This is a genomic window from Enterobacter genomosp. S (assembly GCF_001631805.1).
GTDB lineage: Bacteria > Pseudomonadota > Gammaproteobacteria > Enterobacterales > Enterobacteriaceae > Enterobacter > Enterobacter quasihormaechei.
The window spans coordinates 139,116-161,060 of sequence record NZ_LVVA01000021.1 but is presented as its reverse complement, the minus strand read 5'-3'; the positions used below and the strand labels follow the sequence as shown (position 1 = coordinate 161,060).

Sequence of the window (21,945 nt, the reverse complement as noted above, 5' to 3'; positions counted from 1 at the left end):
ACTTCTGGCACACCCTTTGCAATGTCCTTTTCGTGTTAGCTGCGGCCATTACCGAATTCTGACTGGAGGGGATTTATGAAGCTGGTTACGGTGGTAATCAAACCATTCAAACTCGAAGACGTGCGTGAAGCGCTGTCTTCCATGGGTATTCAGGGGCTGACCGTCACCGAAGTCAAAGGCTTTGGGCGTCAGAAAGGTCATGCCGAGCTTTATCGCGGGGCGGAATACAGCGTTAACTTCCTGCCAAAAGTGAAGATTGACGTGGCGATTGCCGACGATCAGCTTGATGAGGTGATTGATGTGGTCAGCAAAGCGGCGTACACCGGCAAAATTGGCGACGGCAAAATTTTCGTTGCTGAACTACAGCGCGTCATTCGCATCCGTACCGGCGAATCTGACGAAGCGGCGTTGTAAGTAACTCCTGGCACACAGTGATAGGGATCGAGAAAATGAAGAGAACAACAATGAAAACAGCTCTGGGGTCGCTGGCGCTGCTGCCGGGCCTGGCAATGGCTGCACCTGCCGTGGCAGACAAAGCCGATAATGCGTTTATGATGATTTGCACCGCGCTGGTGCTGTTCATGACGATCCCGGGCATCGCGCTGTTTTACGGCGGCCTGATCCGCGGCAAGAACGTGCTCTCCATGCTGACGCAGGTTGCCGTCACGTTCGCGCTGGTGTGCGTGCTGTGGGTGGTTTACGGTTACTCGCTGGCCTTCGGCGAAGGTAACGCCTTCTTCGGCAACGTTAACTGGGCGATGCTGAAAAATATCGAGCTGACCGCGGTGATGGGCAGCTTCTATCAGTATATTCACGTCGCGTTCCAGGGCTCGTTCGCCTGCATCACCGTGGGCCTGATTGTGGGCGCGCTGGCCGAGCGTATCCGCTTCTCTGCGGTACTGATTTTTGTGGTGGTCTGGCTGACGCTCTCTTATATCCCGATTGCGCATATGGTCTGGGGCGGCGGCCTGCTGGCTTCCCATGGCGCGCTGGACTTTGCGGGCGGTACCGTTGTACACATCAACGCCGCGGTAGCAGGCCTGGTCGGCGCATACCTGATTGGCAAACGCGTGGGCTTCGGGAAAGAAGCGTTCAAACCGCACAACCTGCCGATGGTCTTTACCGGCACAGCCATCCTCTACTTTGGCTGGTTCGGCTTCAACGCCGGTTCAGCCAGCGCCGCTAACGAAATCGCCGCGCTGGCCTTCGTGAATACCGTAGTGGCAACCGCCGGCGCTATCCTCTCGTGGGTATTTGGCGAGTGGGCCGTTCGCGGCAAGCCATCGCTGCTGGGTGCCTGTTCCGGGGCGATTGCCGGCCTGGTGGGCATCACGCCAGCGTGCGGTTACGTGGGCGTCGGCGGCGCGCTGCTGATCGGCATCGTCGCCGGTCTGGCGGGGCTGTGGGGCGTTACCGCATTGAAACGTGTTCTGCGCGTTGACGATCCGTGCGATGTGTTCGGCGTGCACGGCGTGTGCGGCATCATCGGCTGCGTGATGACGGGTATCTTCGCGGCGCAGTCTCTCGGCGGCGTGGGTTATGCGGAAGGCGTGACCATGATGCACCAGGTGCTGGTCCAGCTGGAAAGCATTGCCATTACCGTTGTCTGGTCGGGCGTGGTGGCCTTTATCGGCTACAAGCTGGCCGATATGACCGTCGGGCTGCGCGTGCCGGAAGAGCAGGAGCGCGAAGGTCTGGACGTCAACAGCCACGGCGAGAATGCTTATAACGCATGATTTGCGTGCTTTGCCGGGTGGCGGCTTCGTCTACCCGGCCTGCAAAGACAGGATCCACAGGCCCGGTATGCGTAGCGCCACCGGGCTTTTTACATCATCCTCTGTTACGCATGACCCCTTCCTGGACCGTCGATGCCACCAGCACGCCATCCTGGGTATAAAACTCCCCGCGTACAAAGCCGCGCGCGCTGGACGCAGAGGTACTCTCCACGCTGTAAAGGAGCCATTGGTTCATATCGAACGGACGGTGGAACCACATAGAATGGTCAATCGTGGCAACCTGCATCCCTTTTTCCAGGAATCCCACGCCGTGCGGTTGTAGCGCAACCGGCAGGAAGTTGAAATCCGACGCATACCCCAGCAGATACTGATGCACGCGCAAATCTGCCGGAACGCTGCCGTTGGCGCGGATCCACACCTGACGTGTGGGCTCGGAAGCGTGACCCTTCATGGGGTTATGAAATTCTACCGGGCGGATCTCCAGTGGCTTATCGCACAGAAACTTCTCTTTTACCTGCGGCGGCAACAGATGCGCGAGTGCGCGAGCGATGTCGGTTTCCGATTTCAGATCGTCCGGCGACGGTGCAGGGGGCATCGTTTTTTGATGCTCATACCCCGGCTCTGGCGCCTGGAACGAGGCGGTCATGTAGAAGATGGGTTTACCGTGCTGGATGGCCGCCACGCGGCGGGCGCTGAAGCTTTGGCCGTCACGCAGAACTTCCACGTCGTACACAATCGGTTTAGCGCTGTCGCCAGGGCGTAAAAAGTAGCTGTGGAACGAGTGCACCAGACGGTCTGCCGGGACGGTCTCCTTTGCGGCATACAGCGCTTGCCCCACGACCTGGCCGCCAAAAACCTGGCGTAAGCCTAAATCTTCGCTCTGTCCGCGAAACAGCCCTTCTTCTATTTTTTCCAGGTTCAGCAATGTCAGCAGATTGTTCAGTGCCTGACTCATAATGGTCCTCAATAAACGCCGTGGCGAAAGATACGCAGAGTATAACGCAGAAAAGAGAGTGGTCCGATGGGTAGAATTATCTTAATACCAGGCCAAAATTAGGCATTAATCCGTGATTTGTGCCACACTTGTTTACGATATGTGAATAAAACGACATCGGATGGGATCGATCCCGCCGGTGCATTGATGATAAGGAGACTTCAATGAAACTCGTGCCTATGTTAAGCGGTGTTGCAATGGCGGTGGCGCTGTCTGCCTGTGCGGATAAGAGTGCCGATGTCCCGGTGCCAACGGCCACCCCAAACGGGATTAACACCCTTTCACAGCAAGCCATTCGACAGCCTAACGTATCCGGTACTATCTGGATCAAGCAGAAAGTTGCGCTGCCGCCGGATGCGGTACTCACGGTTACGCTGTCCGATGCCTCTCTGGCGGATGCACCGTCTAAAGTGCTGGCCCAGCGTGCGGTTCGTACAGAAGGTAAACAGGCGCCGTTCAGCTTCGTGCTGCCGTATAACCCGTCTGACGTGCAGCCTAACGCCCGTATCCTCCTGAGCGCGGCGGTAACGATCAACGATAAGCTGGTCTTTATCACCGATACCGTGCAGGAAGCGGTTAATAAAGGCGGCACCAAAATCGACCTGACCCTGGTTCCTGTCCAGCAAACGGCTGTACCCGTTGCGCCACAGACCAACCAGCCGGCTCTGCCAACCGCGCCGACGCCGACTCAGCTGTAATTTTCTTTCGCCCTCTTCAGGCCTCCTGAAGAGGGCGTCAGTAGTCCCAGCGATACTTCTGCATGTCAATCTGTCCTGACCCGGACACCTGAACCCCTTCTGAGAGTAATGCCTGACGCTGGCGCTGCAAGTCTGGCCCGGTGAGAGAGATCGCGCCATGGCGGTTGACGACCCGATGCCACGGTAACGTGCTTCCCTCCGGTAGCCTTCTAAGCACGCCGCCAACCTGACGCGCCGCGCGTGGAGAACCTGCGAGTCGGGCAACTTCACCGTAGGTAGTGACATAACCTTCCGGAATTGAGGCCACAATTTGCCACACTCGTTGTGGGAAAGTGTCATGTTCGTCCATTATTTCTCCTGCGGAAAATCAACGAAGGGGTATGGTAAACGAAGATAAAGCAGATTGCCGGGTCAGTTTGCGCAATAATCCAGCATCCGGTTGCCAGTGGCTTGCAATTGAGGTGTTCCACAGGGATAATGCGCCAGCGCGTTGGTTATCAACGCTCTCAATGGGGGCTCTGTTGGTTCTCCCGCAACGCTACTCTGTTCACCAGGTCAGGTCCGGAAGGAAGCAGCCAGGGCAGACGACGTGGGTGCCGGGATGTAGCTGGCAGGGCCCCCACCCATTTGTGCTAACGCTATGGCTTAATAGCGCATTTCTTTGCCAACAATCGCTCTGATGCAGAGCCGATTATATCCGGCTCCACTCATCATAGATGACGCTTTTGCCTTAAGCATGGGGGCCAAGGAATCGGTCGCCGTTCAGGTGGATCATATGCGTTGGCGCGTCAGCTACCCAAACCTCTGTTTCCCAGGATAATTCCATCAGATATTTCGCCATCACCTTCCGGTCTGGGAAGGCTGTGACGTATACCAGCCCAGGTTCAGCATTCGCAAATAATTTTGCTAACTCACCGTGACGCTTTCCATCGACGGGCCCATGGGACGTGACCGATTCAATTAACAGTAACCAGTTGCGTTTTTGCCAATAAAGAACAACATCGGGCAGTTTACCTTTTCGATCAACGACTACCCCCAGCTCTGCAAGCCGCTCTTTTCTAAAATGATCTTCCTTCGCACCCGTATCTCCGATGTAAATAACTTCTGCTTCAGGAGCGAAACGAGGACCAAACTCAACGATGATATCCTTGATGAGCTGGCTATGTGCGCCGGGGCTTAATTCTAATTCTGTACCGTCATTCAGTTTTAATGGCACCATTTCCATTTTTCGCGCCATAGCATACTGCTCAACCAGGGTCGGTACGTTGCCCCTGTGTTCCTCAAGCGCTTTTTCCCATTTGGCTGAACCATAGTTTAGTAACACTGTATGCAGTTCAGGCGCTATCTGATAGCAAGCCTTAGGGGAGTTGACAGGGCGATCGGGCTTATCCGGGTTGTATATTGCTATTCCGCCATCACAAAACTGATGCAGCGTTTGTCGCCGGAAGGTTTCGCGCGTGTTGGGGGCATACTCTTTGCCGTAAACGTCTCTACACCAATCCATGATCGGTGTCACACCCATCATCGGGCGTTCAATTTTCTCCCAATCGCCTTCGGGATGAAGATCGAGTAATGCAAGCAAAGTTAAAGCTGAACGTTCGTTTATTTGCGCACGAGGCATTCCCAGTTGACGTAACACATCAAGCGCCTGCTCGATCTTTTCCTGCGCTTTCAGTGGGTCAGCTATTTTTCCTTTGGTCATGAGGTTCAACTCCCTGTTAATGATTTCGTCTATCTGATTCTGACTGAGCACTTCATCACCGAACTCACCACCCATCTTTCGCAGAACTTCCCGTGATGGATAATGAATTGCTCTTAAATCAGAGGCATTTACCTGAGTATGCCCGCCAAACTGACGGTAATACTTGTCCAGCAAAGTGCAGTTCAGATAGATATAAAGCCCGCGGGCAAGATCCGCATCCATACCCGTCTTCTGCACATGGAAAACATTGGTCTTATTGTCGAAACCGATCAGCTCGCCCGGTAAAGAGGAGTCATATAAGGTTGCTACAATGCGACGTTTTTCTTCTTTGCTGCTAAATCTTTTTACAATCAGGAAATTACCATGGTTTTTCCATAGCCAGGGGCGTGATGATTCGGAAATCCTGATTGCATTAGGTTTTTTGCCATCAAGGGGCCAATTAACTTTTCCATTCAAATGCTGAGGAAAAAGAAGCGGCACTGATTCAGAATCCATGCTTTCTCTGAGATCTTCCCTAAGACGAAAGTCAACTACCGGTCCTGTACTAACCTGAACATCAAGCTCGTCCAGAGTTGTTGTAAAAGGGGATAATCTCTCGATTATGTCCTGTTCTCTGGGGCTGGCGGCGATATGAATGAACTTTTGCTTGTCCGCTGGGTTAACTATTTTGTCTATCGACACCTTGCGTTGCGTCATATCGGTGGCAGTGATTTGCCCGGATTCTTCATCCAGATGAAAATCAGACGTTGGGCTGGATGTAATGATAACCTGCTCCTGCGGAACACCTTTTACACAGTGAATGATGATATTTTCCTGAAGCACGTCATCTTCAGAAAATGCCGCATTACGGGAGTCGAAAATGTGGATGTGCTTAATGGACGTTTCCGACAGTAATTGCTCACGGAAAGGCTGGTAGTACGGACCATTACAGAAAGATCGTGGAATAATTGCCACTAACTCTCCTCCCTTCTTCAGCTGTTTCAACGCTAACGCAACAAATCCAGAGTATAAGTTGACCGTTTCTATGCCAGCCTTGCGCAAAGAGGCCCGGTGTGTGCTCGAAGAGAGAATTTTTTTATAGGGTGGATTCATAATCACATGGCTATAAACCCCCGGCTCTTCACGGGTCGATATACTTTTGGTCGCAAGACTTGTCTCGAGTATGTAATCTACCTTTCTGATTTTATGGGATAATTTCCCATCTGCATCCTCTTCACAGGCTCTCAGCGTCTTTCTAAGATACGTCAGCATCACATCTTCGATGTCGATGGCGTCAAGCTCAATCTTTTCGACTTCATCCATCAACGCCCGTTCTATGAAAGCCGCGGAGAGCGACCCCACTCCACAGCCTGGGTCAAGTAGCGTTATGTCACCTTTTATGTTGTCAAACAGGCTTGCCATGAACAGACAAATCGGAGCTGGTGTCATAAACTGACCAAATGCAGATTTTGTCTTTGGATTTAATAGCTTATTCGCTTCTTTTCTATGCTGATCGGCCAATTCCAACAAGCGCATCATATTTCCACTGGGTAACAAAAAAGTTCAAATTGCATACGGCTCCTGTGTCGTCCGGAAGTCTTTCAAGAGTCAGAATGCTTTACATGCCGGCAATGTTACTACAAACAGAGAAGCGATCTGGAAGTCTTTGGTCTGTCGGTGATTGCTTTGCTGACCGCTAGCCTGTCCTGTACCACGGCTTGTCGCCAACTGTCCCCTAACTGTTCAACGACTGCTTTACCAGGCCCGTTATTCTGTCTTGCAATATATCCTTCATCAACCTGAAATAATATTGTCATAAACCTGTAATAATAGACTGTCATTTTATTATTGGGCGTCTTTTTGTTGTCATAAGCAAAAAATATATATCTGGATAACAAACTTATCTTCGTGTATTAAATTAAACACGTGTTCCGAAAGGATGTGACAATCATGGTTACTGCGGTTTTAAACGTTAAAATTGATGAAGCGCTTAAAGAAAGACTTCGCCACTATGCGGAAGATAATAATGAGAATTTAAGCGTGACCACAGAGAAACTGCTGCTGCTGGCATTTGAAGCGGTAGAAGAGGCGGGAGTATCGGAAGAGGATATTGATAATCAGCATACGGAAGAAGAGAGCGTAACTCCATTTACTCCTAAAGAAATCAAAGCACTACGTAAACTTCTGAAGAAGAGAAAATGAAACAACAACTATCGACGGCCAGCGACTACAACGAGGCCTGTAATCTGTTACGTTCCGGCTACGTGAAACATGTTCGTCTTGGCTGGAATGTAGGAAGTGACGAGTTCTTTCGAATTGCATCTGACTGGTGTGATACCGGTGCAAAAATAAAGAAGGAAGGGGATAATTTCATTATTTCACTGAAAGGCTTCCCGATTCCTCCTCAACATTAAGTTGTTCTTCATGAAAACTGCTGACTGCATGCGTTACAGTCAGCAGTTTTTATTGTTTATGGCGAAAAATTTACACCAGGCTCCGTTTTACTGGCAATGTACTTCTGTTTAAAGCAAGCCACAGTGGTTTAATCCGCAATAATGCCTCTTCGAGTTCTGACGGTTTGAGGGAGAAGGGCATGCGCAGGTAGCGGTCAAACGCACCTGAAAGCCCAAAGCGCGTGCCGGTGCCCATTATGATGCCCGTCGTCTCGGCGCGTGCCGCCAGCTGCGTCGCCAGCATGCCGGGTAACTCTATCCAGTATGAAAGCCCTCCCTCCGCTTCCTGGAACCGCCATTCGGGAAAATGCTCCCGCAGCATCTGGCCGCAGCGGTCGCGCCGTTCTGCCAGCATTTTCCGGCGAGCGGGCAAAAAGGTTTCACTGTTTTCGATAAGCCACAGCGTGGCCAGCTGTTCCAGTACCGGTGAGCCCAGATCCAGCGTGTCACGCGTCTGCGCGAGCGTGGCGATAGTGCGGGACGAGGCGCGGATCCAGCCGAGACGCAGCCCACCCCAGAAGCTTTTGCCTGCGGAACCCAGCGTTATGACGGCGGCCTCCGGGTTAAAGGCGGCCAGGGGCGGCGGCGGGGGAGCATCGAACCAGAGATCGACCATGGTTTCATCCACGATCAGCGTGGTGCGGGTTTGCGCGGCAATGTGGGTAATGGTCTGGCGCGTTGCGGCATCCATACAGCGCCCCGTCGGATTATGAAAATCCGGCATCAGATAGGCCAGACGCGGGGCGGTCTGGGCAAGCGTTGCGGCAAAACCGTCGGTATCCCAGCCCGTTTCAGGCAGCGAGACGCCCACGGGCCGGCAGAGCGCCCCCTGAATGGCGGCGATCGCCAGCGGGTAGGTAGGATGATCCACCACCACGCGATCTCCGGGGCCGGTCATCATTCTTAAGATCAGGGCGAAGCCGCTGACGGCGCCGTTCACCACCATCACTTCGTCTGCCCGGGTCGGCAAACCCCGTGCGGTGTAGCGGGCGGCAATGGCTTCACGCAGCGCCGGGAGCCCGAGCTGATCGTACCCGGTTAGCGCCAGGTTCGGCGTGAGGGCCGTCAGCGCGTGGGCGTAGGCCTGGTGGATCTCGGGCCCCGCGTTGAGCGCGGCGGTAGAGAGATCAAGCGCCGCGCTGGCAGTGGAAAGGGTGGGCACCGCGCGGCTGTCGGGCAGGATCGCGCGCGAACCGCTGCCCTGACGGCTCTCCAGATACCCCTCTTCCCGCAGGTGTGCCAGCGCACTGCTGATAGTGGTGCGGCTGACGTCCAGTGCGGCGGCCAGCTCCCGCTCACCGGGCAGGCGAGTGTTTAGCGCCAGCCTGCCATCCAGAATCAACAGGCGTAGCGCGTCAGCCAGCTGGCGCCACAGCGGGGTGCGGGAAGAGGCTTGCTGCCAGTGCCCTAACAGGCGAACCAGAGACTGGCTACCAAAACGACGTGATGACATGAGCAGTCCACTATTTGAAAACTGGACATTAATCATAGAGCCATTTTCACCGAAGATGGAACCGGGTTCTTCGGAGAAGAGAAAATGGTACGTCGTCTGGTACAACTTTATGTCGGTTTAGGCCTGTACGGACTTTCAACCGCGATGTTTATTCGTTCGGATCTGGGGGTTGACCCCTGGAATGTCTTTCACCTTGGCGTCGCCATCCAGACCGGGATGAGCATCGGCACGGTAATTATTTTAACCGGAGCAGCGGTGCTGCTGCTGTGGATCCCGCTGCGTCAGCTTCCGGGGCTGGGTACGGTCAGTAACGTGATTTGTATCGGCCTGGCGGCTGATGCGTCAATGGTGCTGATCCCGGAACTCACCTCGCTGCCCGTGCGCATTATCCTGCTGCTTTCGGGTATTGTGGTTAACGCCCTTGCCACCGGGATGTATATCGGGGCGGGTTTTGGTGCTGGCCCGCGCGACGGCCTGATGACCGGTATACACGCCCGGCTGGGCTGGTCGATTCGCAGTGTGCGTACCGCGATCGAGATGAGCGTATTAATCATCGGCTACCTCCTCGGGGGAGCGTTTGGCGTTGGAACCGTGCTGTATGCATTAACCATCGGCCCGCTGATCCAGCTCTGTTTACCGTGGTTTCGCCTCAGGCCGCGCGTTCAGAAAGCGCCGCAGCCGGAGCGGATTGTTTAATTTTGCGAAGCGCTCACAGGCTATAATGGCGTAACTGTGTCAGAATAGTGGCTACACTTTTTGCGACGCCAGAATGTATGAAAGCGATCACTCTTTATGACGTTGCCCGCGAGGCGGGCGTTTCTTACCAGACCGTTTCCCGGGTGATTAACGACGCGGAACACGTTTCTGCCCGCACGCGGGAAAAGGTCCGCCAGGCCATGGCGGCGCTAAACTATGTGCCTAACCGTGGCGCGCAGCAGTTGGCCGGGAAACGAACCCGCACGCTCGGGTTGATAACGACCGATCTGGCGCTGCATGCGCCGTCGCAAATCGTCTCAGCCGTAAAATCCCGGGCAGTGGAGCAGGGGGCAAGCGTGCTCATCTCTATGGTGGAACAGCCCGCGCAGTGTCAGGCTGCTTTGCAGGAGCTACTGGCGCAGCGCGTGGAGGCGCTACTGGTGAACGTTCCGCTGGAAGATGCACAGGCAGAAATGCTTCAGGAAATGGCTTCGCCGATCCCGGTTCTTTTTCTCGACGTTTCCCCCTCAGCCAGGGTGAACAGCCTCGTGTTCAATGCCGAACAGGGCGCAGGCCTGGGGGCGGAGCATCTGCTTTCGCTGGGGCACCGGCGAATTGCCCTGCTCGCCGGTCCGGAAAGTTCCGTCTCTGCCCGGGCGCGTCTGGTGGGATGGAAAACCGCGCTCGCTCAGTCCGACGTCGAAGCGTTTGCAGTGGCGCAGGGCGACTGGAGCGCGGCCTCCGGCTACGAGAAAGGGCATCAGCTTTTATCGGGCCCGGCGCTGCCCGACGCGATCCTCGTCGCGAACGATCAGATGGCGCTCGGCGTTATACGCGCCTGTGCGGAAAAAGGGATTACGGTACCGGGTCAGATCTCGGTAGTCGGATTTGATGATACGGCAGACAGCGCATGGTTTTCACCTCCGCTGACCACCATTCGGCAGGCGTTCCGCGAGGCCGGTGAACGCAGCGTGGAGTGGCTCCTGGCGCCTACTCCTCACGACGAACGCTGGCAAAAACAGCTTCCCGTTACGCTGATCGTTCGTCACTCCACCGCGCCGCACGCGACGCAGCAGGCCGATCGTGAAGATCTGGCGCAGCAGCTAAGAACGCTGGCGCTGCTGGCGGAGAAACTGGCGCGCAGCTAGCGCTTTTGTGATCGGGCTCGCCTGGTGGCGATCAAAGCCTTTACCGCCACCGTTTACCAGGGCATGTTGACTAAAATTGTGAGCGCTTCGCAAAGAGGTTGATATGTCTTCTACATTACCGCTGACCCTCAGCGCACTTCTGGCTCGTCGTGACTGGGAAAACCCCGGCGTGACGCAATGGAACCGTCTGACCGCACACGCGCCTTTTCATAGCTGGCGCGATGAAATTCTCGCCCGGGAGGATAAGCCTTCGCTGAGCAAGCGCTCGCTTAACGGCGTCTGGCAATTCAGCTTTTTCGCCGCGCCAGAGCAGGTTCCCGAGGCCTGGGTAACGAACGATCTTGCTGACGCCGTTGAGATGCCCGTGCCGTCGAACTGGCAGATGGAGGGATTTGATACCCCCATTTATACCAACGTCACCTATCCGATAAATGTCAACCCGCCGTATGTTCCGGCTGAAAACCCTACCGGCTGTTACTCGCTTACATTTGAAGTGGATGACGCCTGGCCGCGCAGCGGCCAGACCCGCATTATTTTCGACGGGGTCAATTCAGCTTTTCATCTGTGGTGTAACGGCCAGTGGATGGGCTATTCGCAGGACAGTCGTCTGCCCGCGGAGTTTGACCTTAGCGCGGTGCTGCAACCGGGGCAGAACCGCCTGGCGGTGATGGTGTTACGCTGGTGCGACGGAAGCTACCTGGAAGATCAGGATATGTGGCGGATGAGCGGCATTTTCCGTGACGTTTCGCTGCTGCATAAGCCGGAAACGCGGATTGCTGATTATCAGGTCGTGACCGATCTGAATGCCGAATGCGATCGGGCGATACTCCGGGTTGACGTGGCGCTGGAAGGCCCACGCTACGCCGAATGCGAGGTGGCGTTTACCCTGTGGCGTAACGGCGAAGCCTGCGCGCAAACCACGCAGCAGCCAGGAACGGCCATCGTCGATGAACGGGGCAGCTGGGCCGAGCGGCTCACGGTTGCGATGCCCGTGAACGATCCCGCGCTGTGGAGCGCCGAAACACCAGAACTCTATCGTCTGACGATGTCGCTTCGTGATGCGCAGGGCAGTGTGCTGGAGACCGAAGCCTGCGATGTCGGCTTCAGGCGCGTCGAAATCAGCAATGGTCTACTGAAGCTCAACGGCAAGCCGCTGTTGATCCGCGGCGTGAACCGTCACGAACATCATCCTGAGAAGGGGCAGGTGATGGATGAGGCGACCATGCGCCGCGACATTGAACTGATGAAGCAGCATAACTTCAACGCCGTGCGCTGCTCGCATTATCCGAACCATCCTCTGTGGTACACGCTTTGCGATCGCTATGGCCTGTACGTGGTTGATGAGGCGAATATCGAGACTCATGGCATGGTGCCGATGAGCCGCCTGGCGGACGATCCGCGCTGGCTCCCCGCCATGAGCGAGCGCGTAACGCGTATGGTGCAGCGGGACCGGAATCATCCGTCAGTCATCATCTGGTCTTTGGGGAACGAATCTGGTCATGGAGCGAACCACGATGCGCTGTACCGCTGGCTGAAAACCACCGATCCCACGCGTCCGGTGCAGTACGAAGGCGGCGGCGCCAGTACGGCGGCAACCGATATTATTTGCCCGATGTATGCCCGCGTCGATCAGGATCAGCCATTCCCGGCGGTGCCAAAGTGGTCGATTAAAAAGTGGATCGGCATGCCGGACGAAACCCGTCCGCTGATCCTGTGCGAGTATGCCCACGCAATGGGCAACAGCTTTGGCGGTTTTGCCAGCTACTGGCAGGCATTCCGCAGCCATCCCCGGTTGCAGGGGGGCTTTGTCTGGGACTGGGTCGATCAGGCATTAACCAAAAAAGAGGAAAATGGCGCGGCATTCTGGGCCTACGGCGGCGATTTTGGCGATAAGCCCAACGATCGTCAGTTCTGCCTCAACGGGCTGGTGTTCCCCGATCGCACCCCGCATCCCGCCCTTTTCGAGGCGCAGCGTGCCCAGCAGTTCTTTACCTTTACTCTGGTGAGCACCTCTCCGCTGGTCGTCGAGGTACAGAGCGATTATCTGTTCCGTCATACCGACAACGAGCGTCTGCAATGGTCGGTGGCGCGTGACGGTGCGGTATTGGCTTGTGGCGGCATGACGCTATCTGTCGCGCCCCAGGAGGCGCAACGCATCGAGATCCCGCTGCCTGAACTTGCCGCTGAGCCGGGCGAGGTCTGGCTCAATGTGGAAATTGTTCAGCCACAGGAGACGCCGTGGTCGCCGTCCGGTCACCGTTGTGCCTGGGATCAGTGGCCGCTCCCGGCTCCGCTGTACGTTGCGCCTGCGAATGTGGAAGGTACGGCCCCGCAGCTAACCGCGTGCGGCGAGGCGCTGGAGATTGTCCATCAGCAGCAGCGCTGGCAGTTTAGCCGCCTTACCGGAAACCTGACCCAGTGGTGGAACGCGGGGGCTGAAACGCTCCGTTCTCCGCTATCGGATAACTTTACCCGCGCGCCGCTGGACAATGATATCGGCGTCAGCGAGGCGACCCGCATCGATCCGAACGCGTGGGTGGAGCGCTGGAAGGCGGCGGGGATGTATGAGATGTCGCCGCGCCTTCTCCAGTGTGAAGCAGAACAGCACGCCCGTGAGGTGGTGGTGACCACGCAGCACGTCTGGGAATTCCGGGGGAAAGCGCTGTTTGTCAGCCGTAAGATCTGGCGGATTGACGATTGCGGCGCGCTGCACGGTGATGTGCAGGTGACGGTAGCGTCTGATATTCCCGAGCCTGCTCGCGTGGGCCTGAGCGTTATGCTGGTGGATATCCCGGAAACCGTGCGCTGGCTAGGGCTGGGGCCGCTGGAAAATTATCCGGACAGAAAGCTGGCGGCGCAGCAGGGGCGCTGGACGCTGCCGCTCGAAGCCATGCACACGCCGTATATCTTCCCGACGGAGAACGGCCTGCGCTGCGACACCCGCGAGCTGGCGTTTGGCGCGCATCGATTGCAGGGGCGGTTCCATTTTTCCGTGAGCCGCTACAGCCAGCAGCAACTGCATGAGACAACGCATCAGCATCTGCTTCGGGAAGAGCCGGGCTGCTGGCTGAACCTGGACGCCTTCCACATGGGCGTGGGGGGAGATGATTCCTGGAGCCCGAGCGTGGCACCGGGCTTCCTTCTGCAAAACCGGCAGCTGCGCTACACCTTATGCTGGCAGCAGAACGGCTGAATAAAAGCACCGGCTCCGCTCAGGCGGAGCCGCTGTTGAGATTACGCTCGGCCCAGAGAATGAATTCCGCTTCAGGCAGCGCCTTGCTGTAGTACCAGCCCTGTCCGTACTGCACGCCGTGGCGATGCAGCCAGGCAATCTGTCCTTCCGTTTCGATGCCTTCTGCCACCATCGCCAGCTCGAGCGATTTTGCCATTTCGATAATGTGCGGGGTGACGTTTTTATACTCCAGCGCGTGCACGAAAGATTTATCGATCTTCAGGGTATCGACATCGAGATCCTGGAGATAGCTCAGGCTGGAGTAGCCTGTACCAAAATCGTCAATGTAGACGGCGTGTCCGGCACGGCGAAACGCCGCGATGGCCGGGGCGCTGACGGCGGGATCGGCGAAGCCGCGCTCGGTTAACTCCAGCGCAATCTGCTGCGGGTGGACTTTCCATTTGTTCAGCAGCTGGCTCAGCAGGCGCGGCAGCTCCACTGACGTTAAATCGGCTGGGGCCAGGTTAACAGAAATGTGCAGCTCCGGATGATGATGCAGCCAGTCGCCCAGCTCGTCGAAGATCTTTTCGATCGCCAGCAGCGTTAACTGGGAAATCAGCCCCGTTTGCTCAGCCAGAGGGACAAATATGTCTGGCGACAGGTTGCTGCCATCCGGCTGCGGCCAGCGCATCAGCGCTTCGGCTCCTGCCAGTTTGCCGCTGCACAGCGCCACGATGGGCTGATAATGAACCTGGATCTCCCGGTTGTTTATCGCGTCCATCAGGCGGTTACGCGGAGACTGTAGCCGGCGGAGGATCCGCAGAACAATCAGGGCCGCCGCCAGGCTAATCAGCACGCCAGCCGGCAGCCAGATGAGCAGCTGCTGATGCCAGGCTTCCGCCAGCGGCTTCAGTGAGGCCCAGGCAATGACGGTAAACCCCAGCTCGGGCACGGGCTTCAGAATGTACATCGAGCCGTTGTACTGAATGCTTGTCATCTCCTGCCGATCCTTAACAATCGAGAGGATATGCGGATCGAGGACATGACTTCTGGCAAATATGCGTTGTGTCGTGTTGCCCACCAGGGCGGCATCCATCGAGATTTCGCCGAACGGAACGACATCCACAAGCGATGCCGGATCGACCATCACCAGATAATGCCCTTTTCCGATCACCACCATATAGCGGTGAATGCCGAGGTCGTTTTGCGAGGTGAGCCACGTGCTGTAACCGTCCCCGGTGATGCGCACCGGAGGCGGCAGAGCCTCCGTATTACTCGATTGTTCCAGGGAAGAGCAGAGCGGCTTCAGGTTATCGATATACATTACTTCCTGAACGTAGCGCCAGGAGAACGCGACCCGGCGCATTTCACGTAAATGCATGGGAGTGCAGGGCGGGGCGTTGAACGACTGTAGGTGCGTGAGCGCCTGTTTAGCCTGCACGACGACTCTGTCGGTACGGATCAGGACGCGCGAGGCATAGCCGTCCAGCGCCTCCACAAACTTTTCCTCTGCCTGACGATGCGCCAGCCAAATACTGAGGCAAACGGGGACCAGCACAGAAATGATCAGTACGCCCGTGACCAGGCTCACCAGATGTCGGGTTCGCATGCCGTTTTTCCTTCCCATTTACCCATGAAGGGCAGTGAGTTTGCGCGCCAGAGGAGAAAGATTTTAGTGCTAAATGATATAGTTATAGCATGCGAAAGTCGCAGGCAGGTATCTGAATCCACCTTTGGATAAAAGACAAAAGTGCGCTGAATCGTCCTGGGGGTTGTTTTTGCAGCAAGGCTCAGCTAGTATTTTGTTATGTTATAACAATACATGAGAGTCAGATATGAAACCGAATATCCATCCAGCCTATCGCACCGTTGTGTTCCACGACACCACGGCTAATGAATACTTCCGCGTTGGCTCAACGATTAAGACGGACCGGGAAATCGAGCTCGACGGCGAAACGTATCCTTACGTCACCCTTGATGTCTCATCAAAATCGCATCCGTTTTATACCGGGAAGCAGAAGACCTTCTCCACGGACGGCAGCGCGGCGCGCTTCCGCAAGCGTTTTGGCGGCTTTCTTGATGCGAAGCGAGGCTAACCATGCAGGTACTTAACTCACTGCGTAGCGCAAAGCAACGGCATCCGGATTGCCAGATCGTCAGGCGCAAAGGGCGTCTGTACGTTATTTGCAAATCCAATCCGCGCTTTAAGGCCGTACAGGGACGTAAAAAAAGGCGCTAAGCGGATGCTTAGCGCCTCTTCTCCGGCAACAGCCCTGCTAGCCGTTAGCAGGGCGAGAGAGCGTGAAAACGTCATAAAACGAAAGCTCTCCCTTCCTCGCCACCATTTTTTGCAGCTTCTCTTTAAGCCCGACCTCGACTGAAGGTGAGCGCATGATGCTGTCAATAAGCTCGGGCGGCACGTAGCGCGTGTTGTACCACTCGCCGTTGTAGCACACGCGGAAATCTAGCACGTCGATATCTTCATACCGGTAGCGCGGGTTAACGTCGAAAAAGAAGAACGCGTTAAACACCACGAACAGCACAACCAGCAGCCAGACGGAATCGACCAGCGTTTCGGACCGCAGCATGACGATAAGCGTCGCCAGCCAGGCGGCGTACATCGCAACGAACAGTCCGGGGTGTTTACGGATAAAGCTGATGCTAAAGCGCGGGCGATTGTCGCGCTTTTCGCGGGCATTGAGATCGTCGATGGTGGCGGTAAGCAGGCGCTGTATCTCTGTCATTTTTTGCCTTTATACATATTGAAAATACAGGTGATCTGCCTATTTTATGAGAGGGGGTCAGGCGTGGAAAGTAACAGTTATGCCGGGAAAAAGCATAACAGTTACTCAGGGGGCCTTAGAGCATTTTTATGATTTTCGCGGGATTTCCGCCCACGACCGCATTGGCCGGCACGTCTTTGGTCACAACCGCACCGGACGCGATAACCGCATTATCGCCAATGGTCACGCCGGGGTTGATGACCGCCCGTCCGCCAATCCAGACGTTATGGCCTATGGTGACCGGTTTGCCGTACTCAAGCCCGCTGTTACGCGCGGTCGCGTCCAGAGGATGCGTGGCCGTATAGATGTGCACGCCCGGCGCGAGCATACAGTTATCGCCAATACGGATAGGGCAGACGTCCAGCATAACGCAGTCGAAGTTTGCGTAAAAATTGTTGCCCAGGTAGATGTTATAGCCGTAGTCGCAGCGGAAGCTCGGCTCTATATAGGCGCCTTCGCTTTGACCCAGCAGATCAGCTAACAAGGCGCGTCGTTCGGCTTTCTCATCGGGGGCGGTATGGTTATACCGGTGAATAAGATGACGCGCGCGTAAACGATCAGCCCTTAACGTGTCGTCGCCAGGGCGGTAATATTCACCTGCAATCATCTTCTGTTTTTCTTCACTCATGGGAACCTCACTGGAATCGTTTTACGTAGCGTAAAGAGGATTAGCCAGAAAGGGAACGTTCCCTAAAAATGGCTGTGACGGTAGTCACAACATTCTTGAGCATAGATACGTTTTACACGGGAACCTGGCGTTTGCACTTGAAGCGTAGTTCGAAGGTAAATTCAGCTTAATAACGGGCGTAGTGCCTTTACAGTCTCTCTGCAACGATTAACGAACAAATTTCCATACCGAAGTGGGGATCTTGTCATACAGTTTATTCATGGTCAGTTCAGCAAGACGATGGTCGGCAGCTGAATAAAATACCGCCAGTTCATTATCGGACAGCTCGTATTTATTTTTCTCAATAACCCGCTCGAGTGTGTCAATTGACTGGCAGCGTCGCAGGCGCATCAAATAATCGACTTTAGTTAATGGTTTATCAGACATAAATTCACCTTAGTAATTGTAATAATTTTAACAGGAAAGACTAACCGGATTAGCTCTGCTGACATTCGTGAAGCAGCGAAATAGACGGTTTCCTGATTTACGCCATTTCTGCAAATCCTGTGCGTTAATGCCGTAGCTGCTGAACAACATAAAGGTGTCGTCCAGGTATTCATCAATTTGCTCTATCAACTTATTATCTTCATTGTACTTAATTTTATAATTAAGTGCGAAGGTAGCGATATGCTCAATCAGCTCGTTTAGCTGTAAATTGATAGCAGACGTTGGATCGTTCACCCAGCCATGGTTACTTTCTTCAAGATTGGCGAGGCAGTCATGGTACAAGGATTCGCAGAGAAATTTCAACTGCGCGATATCATGCCTTTTTGGCGAGTACTCGTCCATAGCGCATCCCCTTCTGAGTGATTTTTTACTCACCGAACATCATGTCGGGATGGGTACAACTTGCTTAGCTACACGGGAGCTGTGTTCCTGATAACTCTAACTATAAGCCACTCTGATCAAGATTTCATCGCGCTATTACGAAAAATTACAATTAAAACGTTACTGTGCGAGCCTTTACGCAAATGTTCCTTTGGCAGGGAACGCTTTAATCAGTAAAAAACGCAGTTTTTTAATCGGTTCCTTAAAATTCATTGAGTTAGCGCAAAGTTTGATGTGAAGTCCGGAACCAGATATCTCAGATATTTTCTTTAAGTTAGGAATAGTCCGAATAATTTACGCCGCGAAATGATAATAAAAGAATGCTGAGTTCGTCGTGTAGGTTTTCGGCCTATTATGCCAGGCCTTATAAAAAAGAAGAAAATAAATAGAACGTCAATAGGTCTATTTTATGATCTTTTCTGAAAATGAAAAAGGCCGCAAATGCGGCCTTTTTATCATGTGAAACCGGTATCAGTGATGTTCTACCGAATGATTGTGCTCAACATCTTCATTCTTACGGCTGAAGCGGCGACGAACCACCACAAAGAACACCGGCACGAAGAAGATCGCAAGCACCGTCGCGGTGACCATACCGCCCATAACGCCTGTACCTACCGCGTTCTGCGCGCCGGAGCCTGCACCTGAACTGATAACCAGCGGCATAACGCCCAGGATAAACGCCAGGGACGTCATCAGGATTGGACGCAGACGCATACGAACCGCTTCCAGCGTAGCTTCAATCAGGCCTTTACCTTCTTTCTCCATCAGATCTTTGGCGAATTCGACGATAAGTATCGCGTTCTTCGCCGACAAGCCAATGGTTGTCAGCAGGCCCACCTGGAAGTATACGTCGTTGGTCAGCCCACGGAACGTTGCGGCAAGCAGCGCACCGATAACCCCCAGCGGAACCACCAGCATAACGGAGAACGGAATCGACCAGCTCTCGTACAGTGCCGCCAGACACAGGAACACCACAATCAGTGAAATGGCGTACAGGGCAGGGGCCTGGTTACCGGACAGACGTTCCTGATAGGACATACCGGTCCAGTCGTAGCCAATACCCGCAGGCAGTTTGCTGGCCAGCTCTTCCATCAGGTTCATGGCTTCACCGGTGCTTCGACCTGGCGCTGCCTGACCGAGGATTTCCATCGACGGCAGACCGTTATAACGCTCCAGACGCGGCGAACCGTATTCCCAGTGCGAGGTTGAGAAGGATGAGAACGGCACCATCTGGCCATCGCTACCGCGAACGTACCAGTTGTTGATATCGTTCGGCAGCATGCGGTACTGCGCTTCGGACATGACGTACACTTTCTTCACGCGACCGCGGTCGATGAAGTCGTTGACGTAGCTACCGCCCCAGGCTGCACCCAGCGTGGTGTTGATGTCGCTGATGGACACACCCAGCGCCTGCGCTTTTTCCTGGTCGATATCGATCTTGTACTGCGGCGTATCTTCCAGACCGTTAGGACGCACGCCCACCAGCAGGTCAGGGTGTTTTGCCACCTCGCCAAACAGCTGGTTACGCGCCTGAGTCAGTTTTTCGTGTCCCAGACCGCCCTGATCAATCAGCTGGAAGTCGAAGCCGGTCGCCGTACCCAGTTCCACGATCGCTGGCAGGTTAAAGGCGAAGACCATCGCGTCTTTAATCTGCGAGAAGGTAGCCATTGCACGGCCGGTAATCGCTTCAACTTTGTTCTCGTCGCCCGGACGTTCAGACCAGTCTTTCAGAGAAACGAAGGCAATACCGGTGTTCTGACCACGACCCGCGAAGCCAAAGCCGTTAACCGCAAATACGGATTCGACGTTGTCTTTCTCTTTGGTCAGGAAATAGTCGGTCATCTCATCCAGCACTTTCTGCGTACGCTCTTGCGTCGCACCGGCCGGAAGCTGAGCCATACTCAGGAACACGCCCTGGTCTTCATCTGGCAGGAACGAGCTTGGCAGACGAACGAACAGGAAGGCCATACCCACCACGATGATGATGTAGAGCAGCAGGTAACGACCGGTGCTGCGCAGGATGTTTCCCACGCTGTCGGTGTAGTGGTGCGTGCTCTTATCAAACATGCGGTTAAACCAGCCGAAGAACCCTTTGTGCTCGCCGTGACCGCCTTTCTGAATCGGCTTCAGCATCGTCGCACACAGGGCTGGCGTCAGGATCAGCGCAACCAGCACCGACAGTGCCATAGCCGACACGATGGTAATGGAGAACTGACGGTAAATCGCACCCGTTGAGCCACCGAAGAAGGCCATCGGGATAAATACCGCAGACAGTACCATCGCGATACCGACCAGCGCGCCCTGAATCTGACCCATCGATTTACGGGTTGCTTCCTTCGGCGGCAGGCCTTCTTCCGCCATCACACGCTCGACGTTTTCGACCACCACGATGGCGTCATCCACCAGCAGGCCGATGGCGAGCACCATCCCGAACATCGTCAGGGTGTTTATCGAGTAGCCAAATATCGCCAGAACCGCGAAGGTCCCGAGCAATACAACCGGTACGGCGATGGTTGGGATCAGCGTCGCGCGGAAGTTTTGCAGAAACAGGTACATGACCAGGAAGACGAGGATGATCGCCTCAACCAGGGTTTTTACCACTTCGTGAATCGAAATTTTTACGAACGGCGTCGTGTCATACGGATAAACGATTTTCAGACCTGACGGGAAGAACGGTTCCATCTTCTTCAGCTCTGCACGGATAGCCGTCGCGGTGTCCAGGGCGTTCGCGCCGGTCGCCAGTTTGATACCCAGACCAGATGCCGGCTTGCCGTTGAACTTCGCGATAACGTCGTAGTTCTCGCCGCCCAGCTCCACTTTCGCCACGTCACGCAGGCGAACCTGCGAGCCGTCCTGATTCACCTTCAGCAGAATTTTGCTGAACTCATCCGCAGAGGTCAGACGCGTTTGCGCGATGATAGACGCGTTAAGCTGCTGGCCTTTCACCGGTGGCGTACCGCCTAACTGACCGGCGGCAACCTGGGCGTTCTGCGCTTTGATGGCGTTGATCACGTCAACCGGCGTCAGCTGGAAGTTGTTCAGCTTATTCGGATCCATCCAGATACGCATCGCGTACTGGGAACCGAACAGCTGAACGTCACCCACACCGGACGTACGGCTGATGGCATCCTTCATGTTGGCGCCCACGTAGTCGGAAATATCCTCCTGCGTCATGGTGCCGTTGGTGTTGATCACGCCGACAACCATCAGGAAGCTACTGGACGATTTCTCGACGCTCACGCCCTGCTGTTGCACTTCCTGCGGGAGCAGGGGCATCGCCAGCTGCAATTTGTTCTGCACCTGAACCTGTGCAATGTCCGCATCCGTACCGGATTCAAAGGTCAGGGTGATCTGAACCGTACCGGTTGAGTCACTGTTTGAGGACATGTACATCAGGTTATCGATACCGTTCATGTTCTGTTCGATAACCTGCGTAACGGTATCCTGCACCGTTTTCGCATCAGCGCCCGGGTAGGTTGCGGAGATCGTTACTGCCGGTGGCGCAATCGTTGGATATTGCGCAACAGGCAGCTTCAGGATCGCAAGTCCCCCGGCCAGCATGATGATAATGGCGATCACCCACGCAAATATGGGGCGATCGATAAAGAAATTAGGCATGTCTTAACGGCTCCTGTT

At 54.9% G+C, this 21,945-nt stretch carries 20 protein-coding genes and 1 other RNA gene; 11 read left to right on the top strand and 10 right to left on the bottom strand.

What is annotated here, in order from left to right; genetic code table 11:
- The first annotated feature begins 75 nt into the window (after positions 1-75).
- Both glnK and amtB read left to right on the top strand, forming a co-directional pair.
- A complete protein-coding gene (gene glnK, locus A3466_RS17670; protein WP_006809867.1) occupies positions 76-414 on the top strand; it encodes a P-II family nitrogen regulator in 339 nt (112 codons plus the stop codon).
- 35 nt (positions 415-449) lie between these two features.
- Positions 450-1,736 carry an ammonium transporter AmtB gene (gene amtB, locus A3466_RS17665; RefSeq protein ID WP_063451681.1) on the top strand — a complete coding sequence of 429 codons (1,287 nt, stop codon included), beginning with the start codon at positions 450-452 and terminating at the stop codon, positions 1,734-1,736.
- A 94-nt stretch (positions 1,737-1,830) separates the two neighbouring features.
- On the opposite strand, the gene tesB is transcribed toward amtB, so the two are convergent.
- Entirely contained in the window at positions 1,831-2,691 is an 861-nt protein-coding gene (tesB, locus tag A3466_RS17660) for an acyl-CoA thioesterase II (RefSeq protein WP_063451680.1), read from the bottom strand.
- A gap of 203 nt (positions 2,692-2,894) precedes the next feature.
- Here tesB and A3466_RS17655 point away from each other — a divergent pair, with 203 nt between their 5' ends.
- Positions 2,895-3,428, top strand: a complete 534-nt coding sequence (locus A3466_RS17655) for a YbaY family lipoprotein (protein ID WP_063451679.1) — start codon at positions 2,895-2,897, stop codon at positions 3,426-3,428.
- A 37-nt stretch (positions 3,429-3,465) separates the two neighbouring features.
- On the opposite strand, the gene A3466_RS17650 is transcribed toward A3466_RS17655, so the two are convergent.
- Complete coding sequence (locus tag A3466_RS17650; RefSeq protein WP_063451678.1) at positions 3,466-3,777, bottom strand: MGMT family protein; 312 nt, start codon at positions 3,775-3,777, stop codon at positions 3,466-3,468.
- A 170-nt stretch (positions 3,778-3,947) separates the two neighbouring features.
- Between A3466_RS17650 and ffs the strand changes: the two genes are divergently transcribed.
- Positions 3,948-4,044, top strand: an RNA gene (ffs, locus tag A3466_RS17645) — signal recognition particle sRNA small type.
- Between the two features lie 114 nt (positions 4,045-4,158).
- Here the strand turns inward: ffs and A3466_RS17640 are convergent.
- Positions 4,159-6,648 (bottom strand): BsuBI/PstI family type II restriction endonuclease, encoded by a 2,490-nt coding sequence (locus A3466_RS17640; protein ID WP_245167775.1) that lies wholly within the window; start codon positions 6,646-6,648, stop codon positions 4,159-4,161.
- Between the two features lie 411 nt (positions 6,649-7,059).
- On the opposite strand from A3466_RS17640, the gene A3466_RS17635 reads away from it, so the two are divergent.
- Positions 7,060-7,311, top strand: a complete 252-nt coding sequence (locus A3466_RS17635) for a hypothetical protein (RefSeq protein WP_063451676.1) — start codon at positions 7,060-7,062, stop codon at positions 7,309-7,311.
- The gene (locus A3466_RS17630) at positions 7,308-7,523 is read left to right on the top strand and encodes a hypothetical protein (protein ID WP_015571263.1); all 216 of its coding nucleotides are present in this window, start codon (positions 7,308-7,310) and stop codon (positions 7,521-7,523) included. Before A3466_RS17635 ends, A3466_RS17630 begins: the two co-directional genes overlap by 4 nt.
- A gap of 70 nt (positions 7,524-7,593) precedes the next feature.
- Here A3466_RS17630 and A3466_RS17625 read toward each other — a convergent pair whose 3' ends face one another.
- Complete coding sequence (locus A3466_RS17625) at positions 7,594-9,015, bottom strand: PLP-dependent aminotransferase family protein (protein WP_063451675.1); 1,422 nt, start codon at positions 9,013-9,015, stop codon at positions 7,594-7,596.
- Positions 9,016-9,099: 84 nt separating this feature from the next.
- Here A3466_RS17625 and A3466_RS17620 point away from each other — a divergent pair, with 84 nt between their 5' ends.
- The 3 genes from A3466_RS17620 to A3466_RS17610 all read left to right on the top strand — a co-directional run bounded on the left by A3466_RS17620 (position 9,100) and on the right by A3466_RS17610 (position 14,052).
- On the top strand, positions 9,100-9,711 hold the full coding sequence (locus A3466_RS17620; RefSeq protein ID WP_063451674.1) for a YczE/YyaS/YitT family protein: 612 nt from the start codon (positions 9,100-9,102) through the stop codon (positions 9,709-9,711).
- A 77-nt stretch (positions 9,712-9,788) separates the two neighbouring features.
- A complete protein-coding gene (locus A3466_RS17615; protein WP_063451673.1) occupies positions 9,789-10,859 on the top strand; it encodes a LacI family DNA-binding transcriptional regulator in 1,071 nt (356 codons plus the stop codon).
- 103 nt (positions 10,860-10,962) lie between these two features.
- A complete protein-coding gene (locus tag A3466_RS17610) occupies positions 10,963-14,052 on the top strand; it encodes a beta-galactosidase (RefSeq protein WP_063451672.1) in 3,090 nt (1,029 codons plus the stop codon).
- Positions 14,053-14,071: 19 nt separating this feature from the next.
- On the opposite strand, the gene A3466_RS17605 is transcribed toward A3466_RS17610, so the two are convergent.
- Entirely contained in the window at positions 14,072-15,640 is a 1,569-nt protein-coding gene (locus tag A3466_RS17605; RefSeq protein ID WP_063451671.1) for an EAL domain-containing protein, read from the bottom strand.
- A 226-nt stretch (positions 15,641-15,866) separates the two neighbouring features.
- Here A3466_RS17605 and A3466_RS17600 point away from each other — a divergent pair, with 226 nt between their 5' ends.
- Positions 15,867-16,127, top strand: a complete 261-nt coding sequence (locus A3466_RS17600; RefSeq protein WP_063451670.1) for a type B 50S ribosomal protein L31 — start codon at positions 15,867-15,869, stop codon at positions 16,125-16,127.
- A 2-nt stretch (positions 16,128-16,129) separates the two neighbouring features.
- Positions 16,130-16,270: a type B 50S ribosomal protein L36 gene (gene ykgO / locus A3466_RS17595; RefSeq protein WP_063451669.1), complete on the top strand. Its 141-nt coding sequence runs from the start codon at positions 16,130-16,132 to the stop codon at positions 16,268-16,270.
- 37 nt (positions 16,271-16,307) lie between these two features.
- Here ykgO and A3466_RS17590 read toward each other — a convergent pair whose 3' ends face one another.
- From A3466_RS17590 to acrB, 5 genes are all read right to left on the bottom strand, one after another.
- On the bottom strand, positions 16,308-16,775 hold the full coding sequence (locus tag A3466_RS17590; RefSeq protein ID WP_063451668.1) for a YlaC family protein: 468 nt from the start codon (positions 16,773-16,775) through the stop codon (positions 16,308-16,310).
- Positions 16,776-16,890: 115 nt separating this feature from the next.
- Complete coding sequence (gene maa / locus A3466_RS17585; RefSeq protein WP_063451667.1) at positions 16,891-17,442, bottom strand: maltose O-acetyltransferase; 552 nt, start codon at positions 17,440-17,442, stop codon at positions 16,891-16,893.
- A gap of 207 nt (positions 17,443-17,649) precedes the next feature.
- On the bottom strand, positions 17,650-17,868 hold the full coding sequence (locus tag A3466_RS17580) for an HHA domain-containing protein (RefSeq protein ID WP_010428174.1): 219 nt from the start codon (positions 17,866-17,868) through the stop codon (positions 17,650-17,652).
- 27 nt (positions 17,869-17,895) lie between these two features.
- A complete protein-coding gene (gene tomB, locus A3466_RS17575) occupies positions 17,896-18,270 on the bottom strand; it encodes an Hha toxicity modulator TomB (protein WP_006809850.1) in 375 nt (124 codons plus the stop codon).
- Between the two features lie 510 nt (positions 18,271-18,780).
- A complete protein-coding gene (gene acrB / locus A3466_RS17570; protein WP_063451666.1) occupies positions 18,781-21,927 on the bottom strand; it encodes a multidrug efflux RND transporter permease subunit AcrB in 3,147 nt (1,048 codons plus the stop codon).
- Between the last annotated feature and the right edge of the window lie 18 nt (positions 21,928-21,945).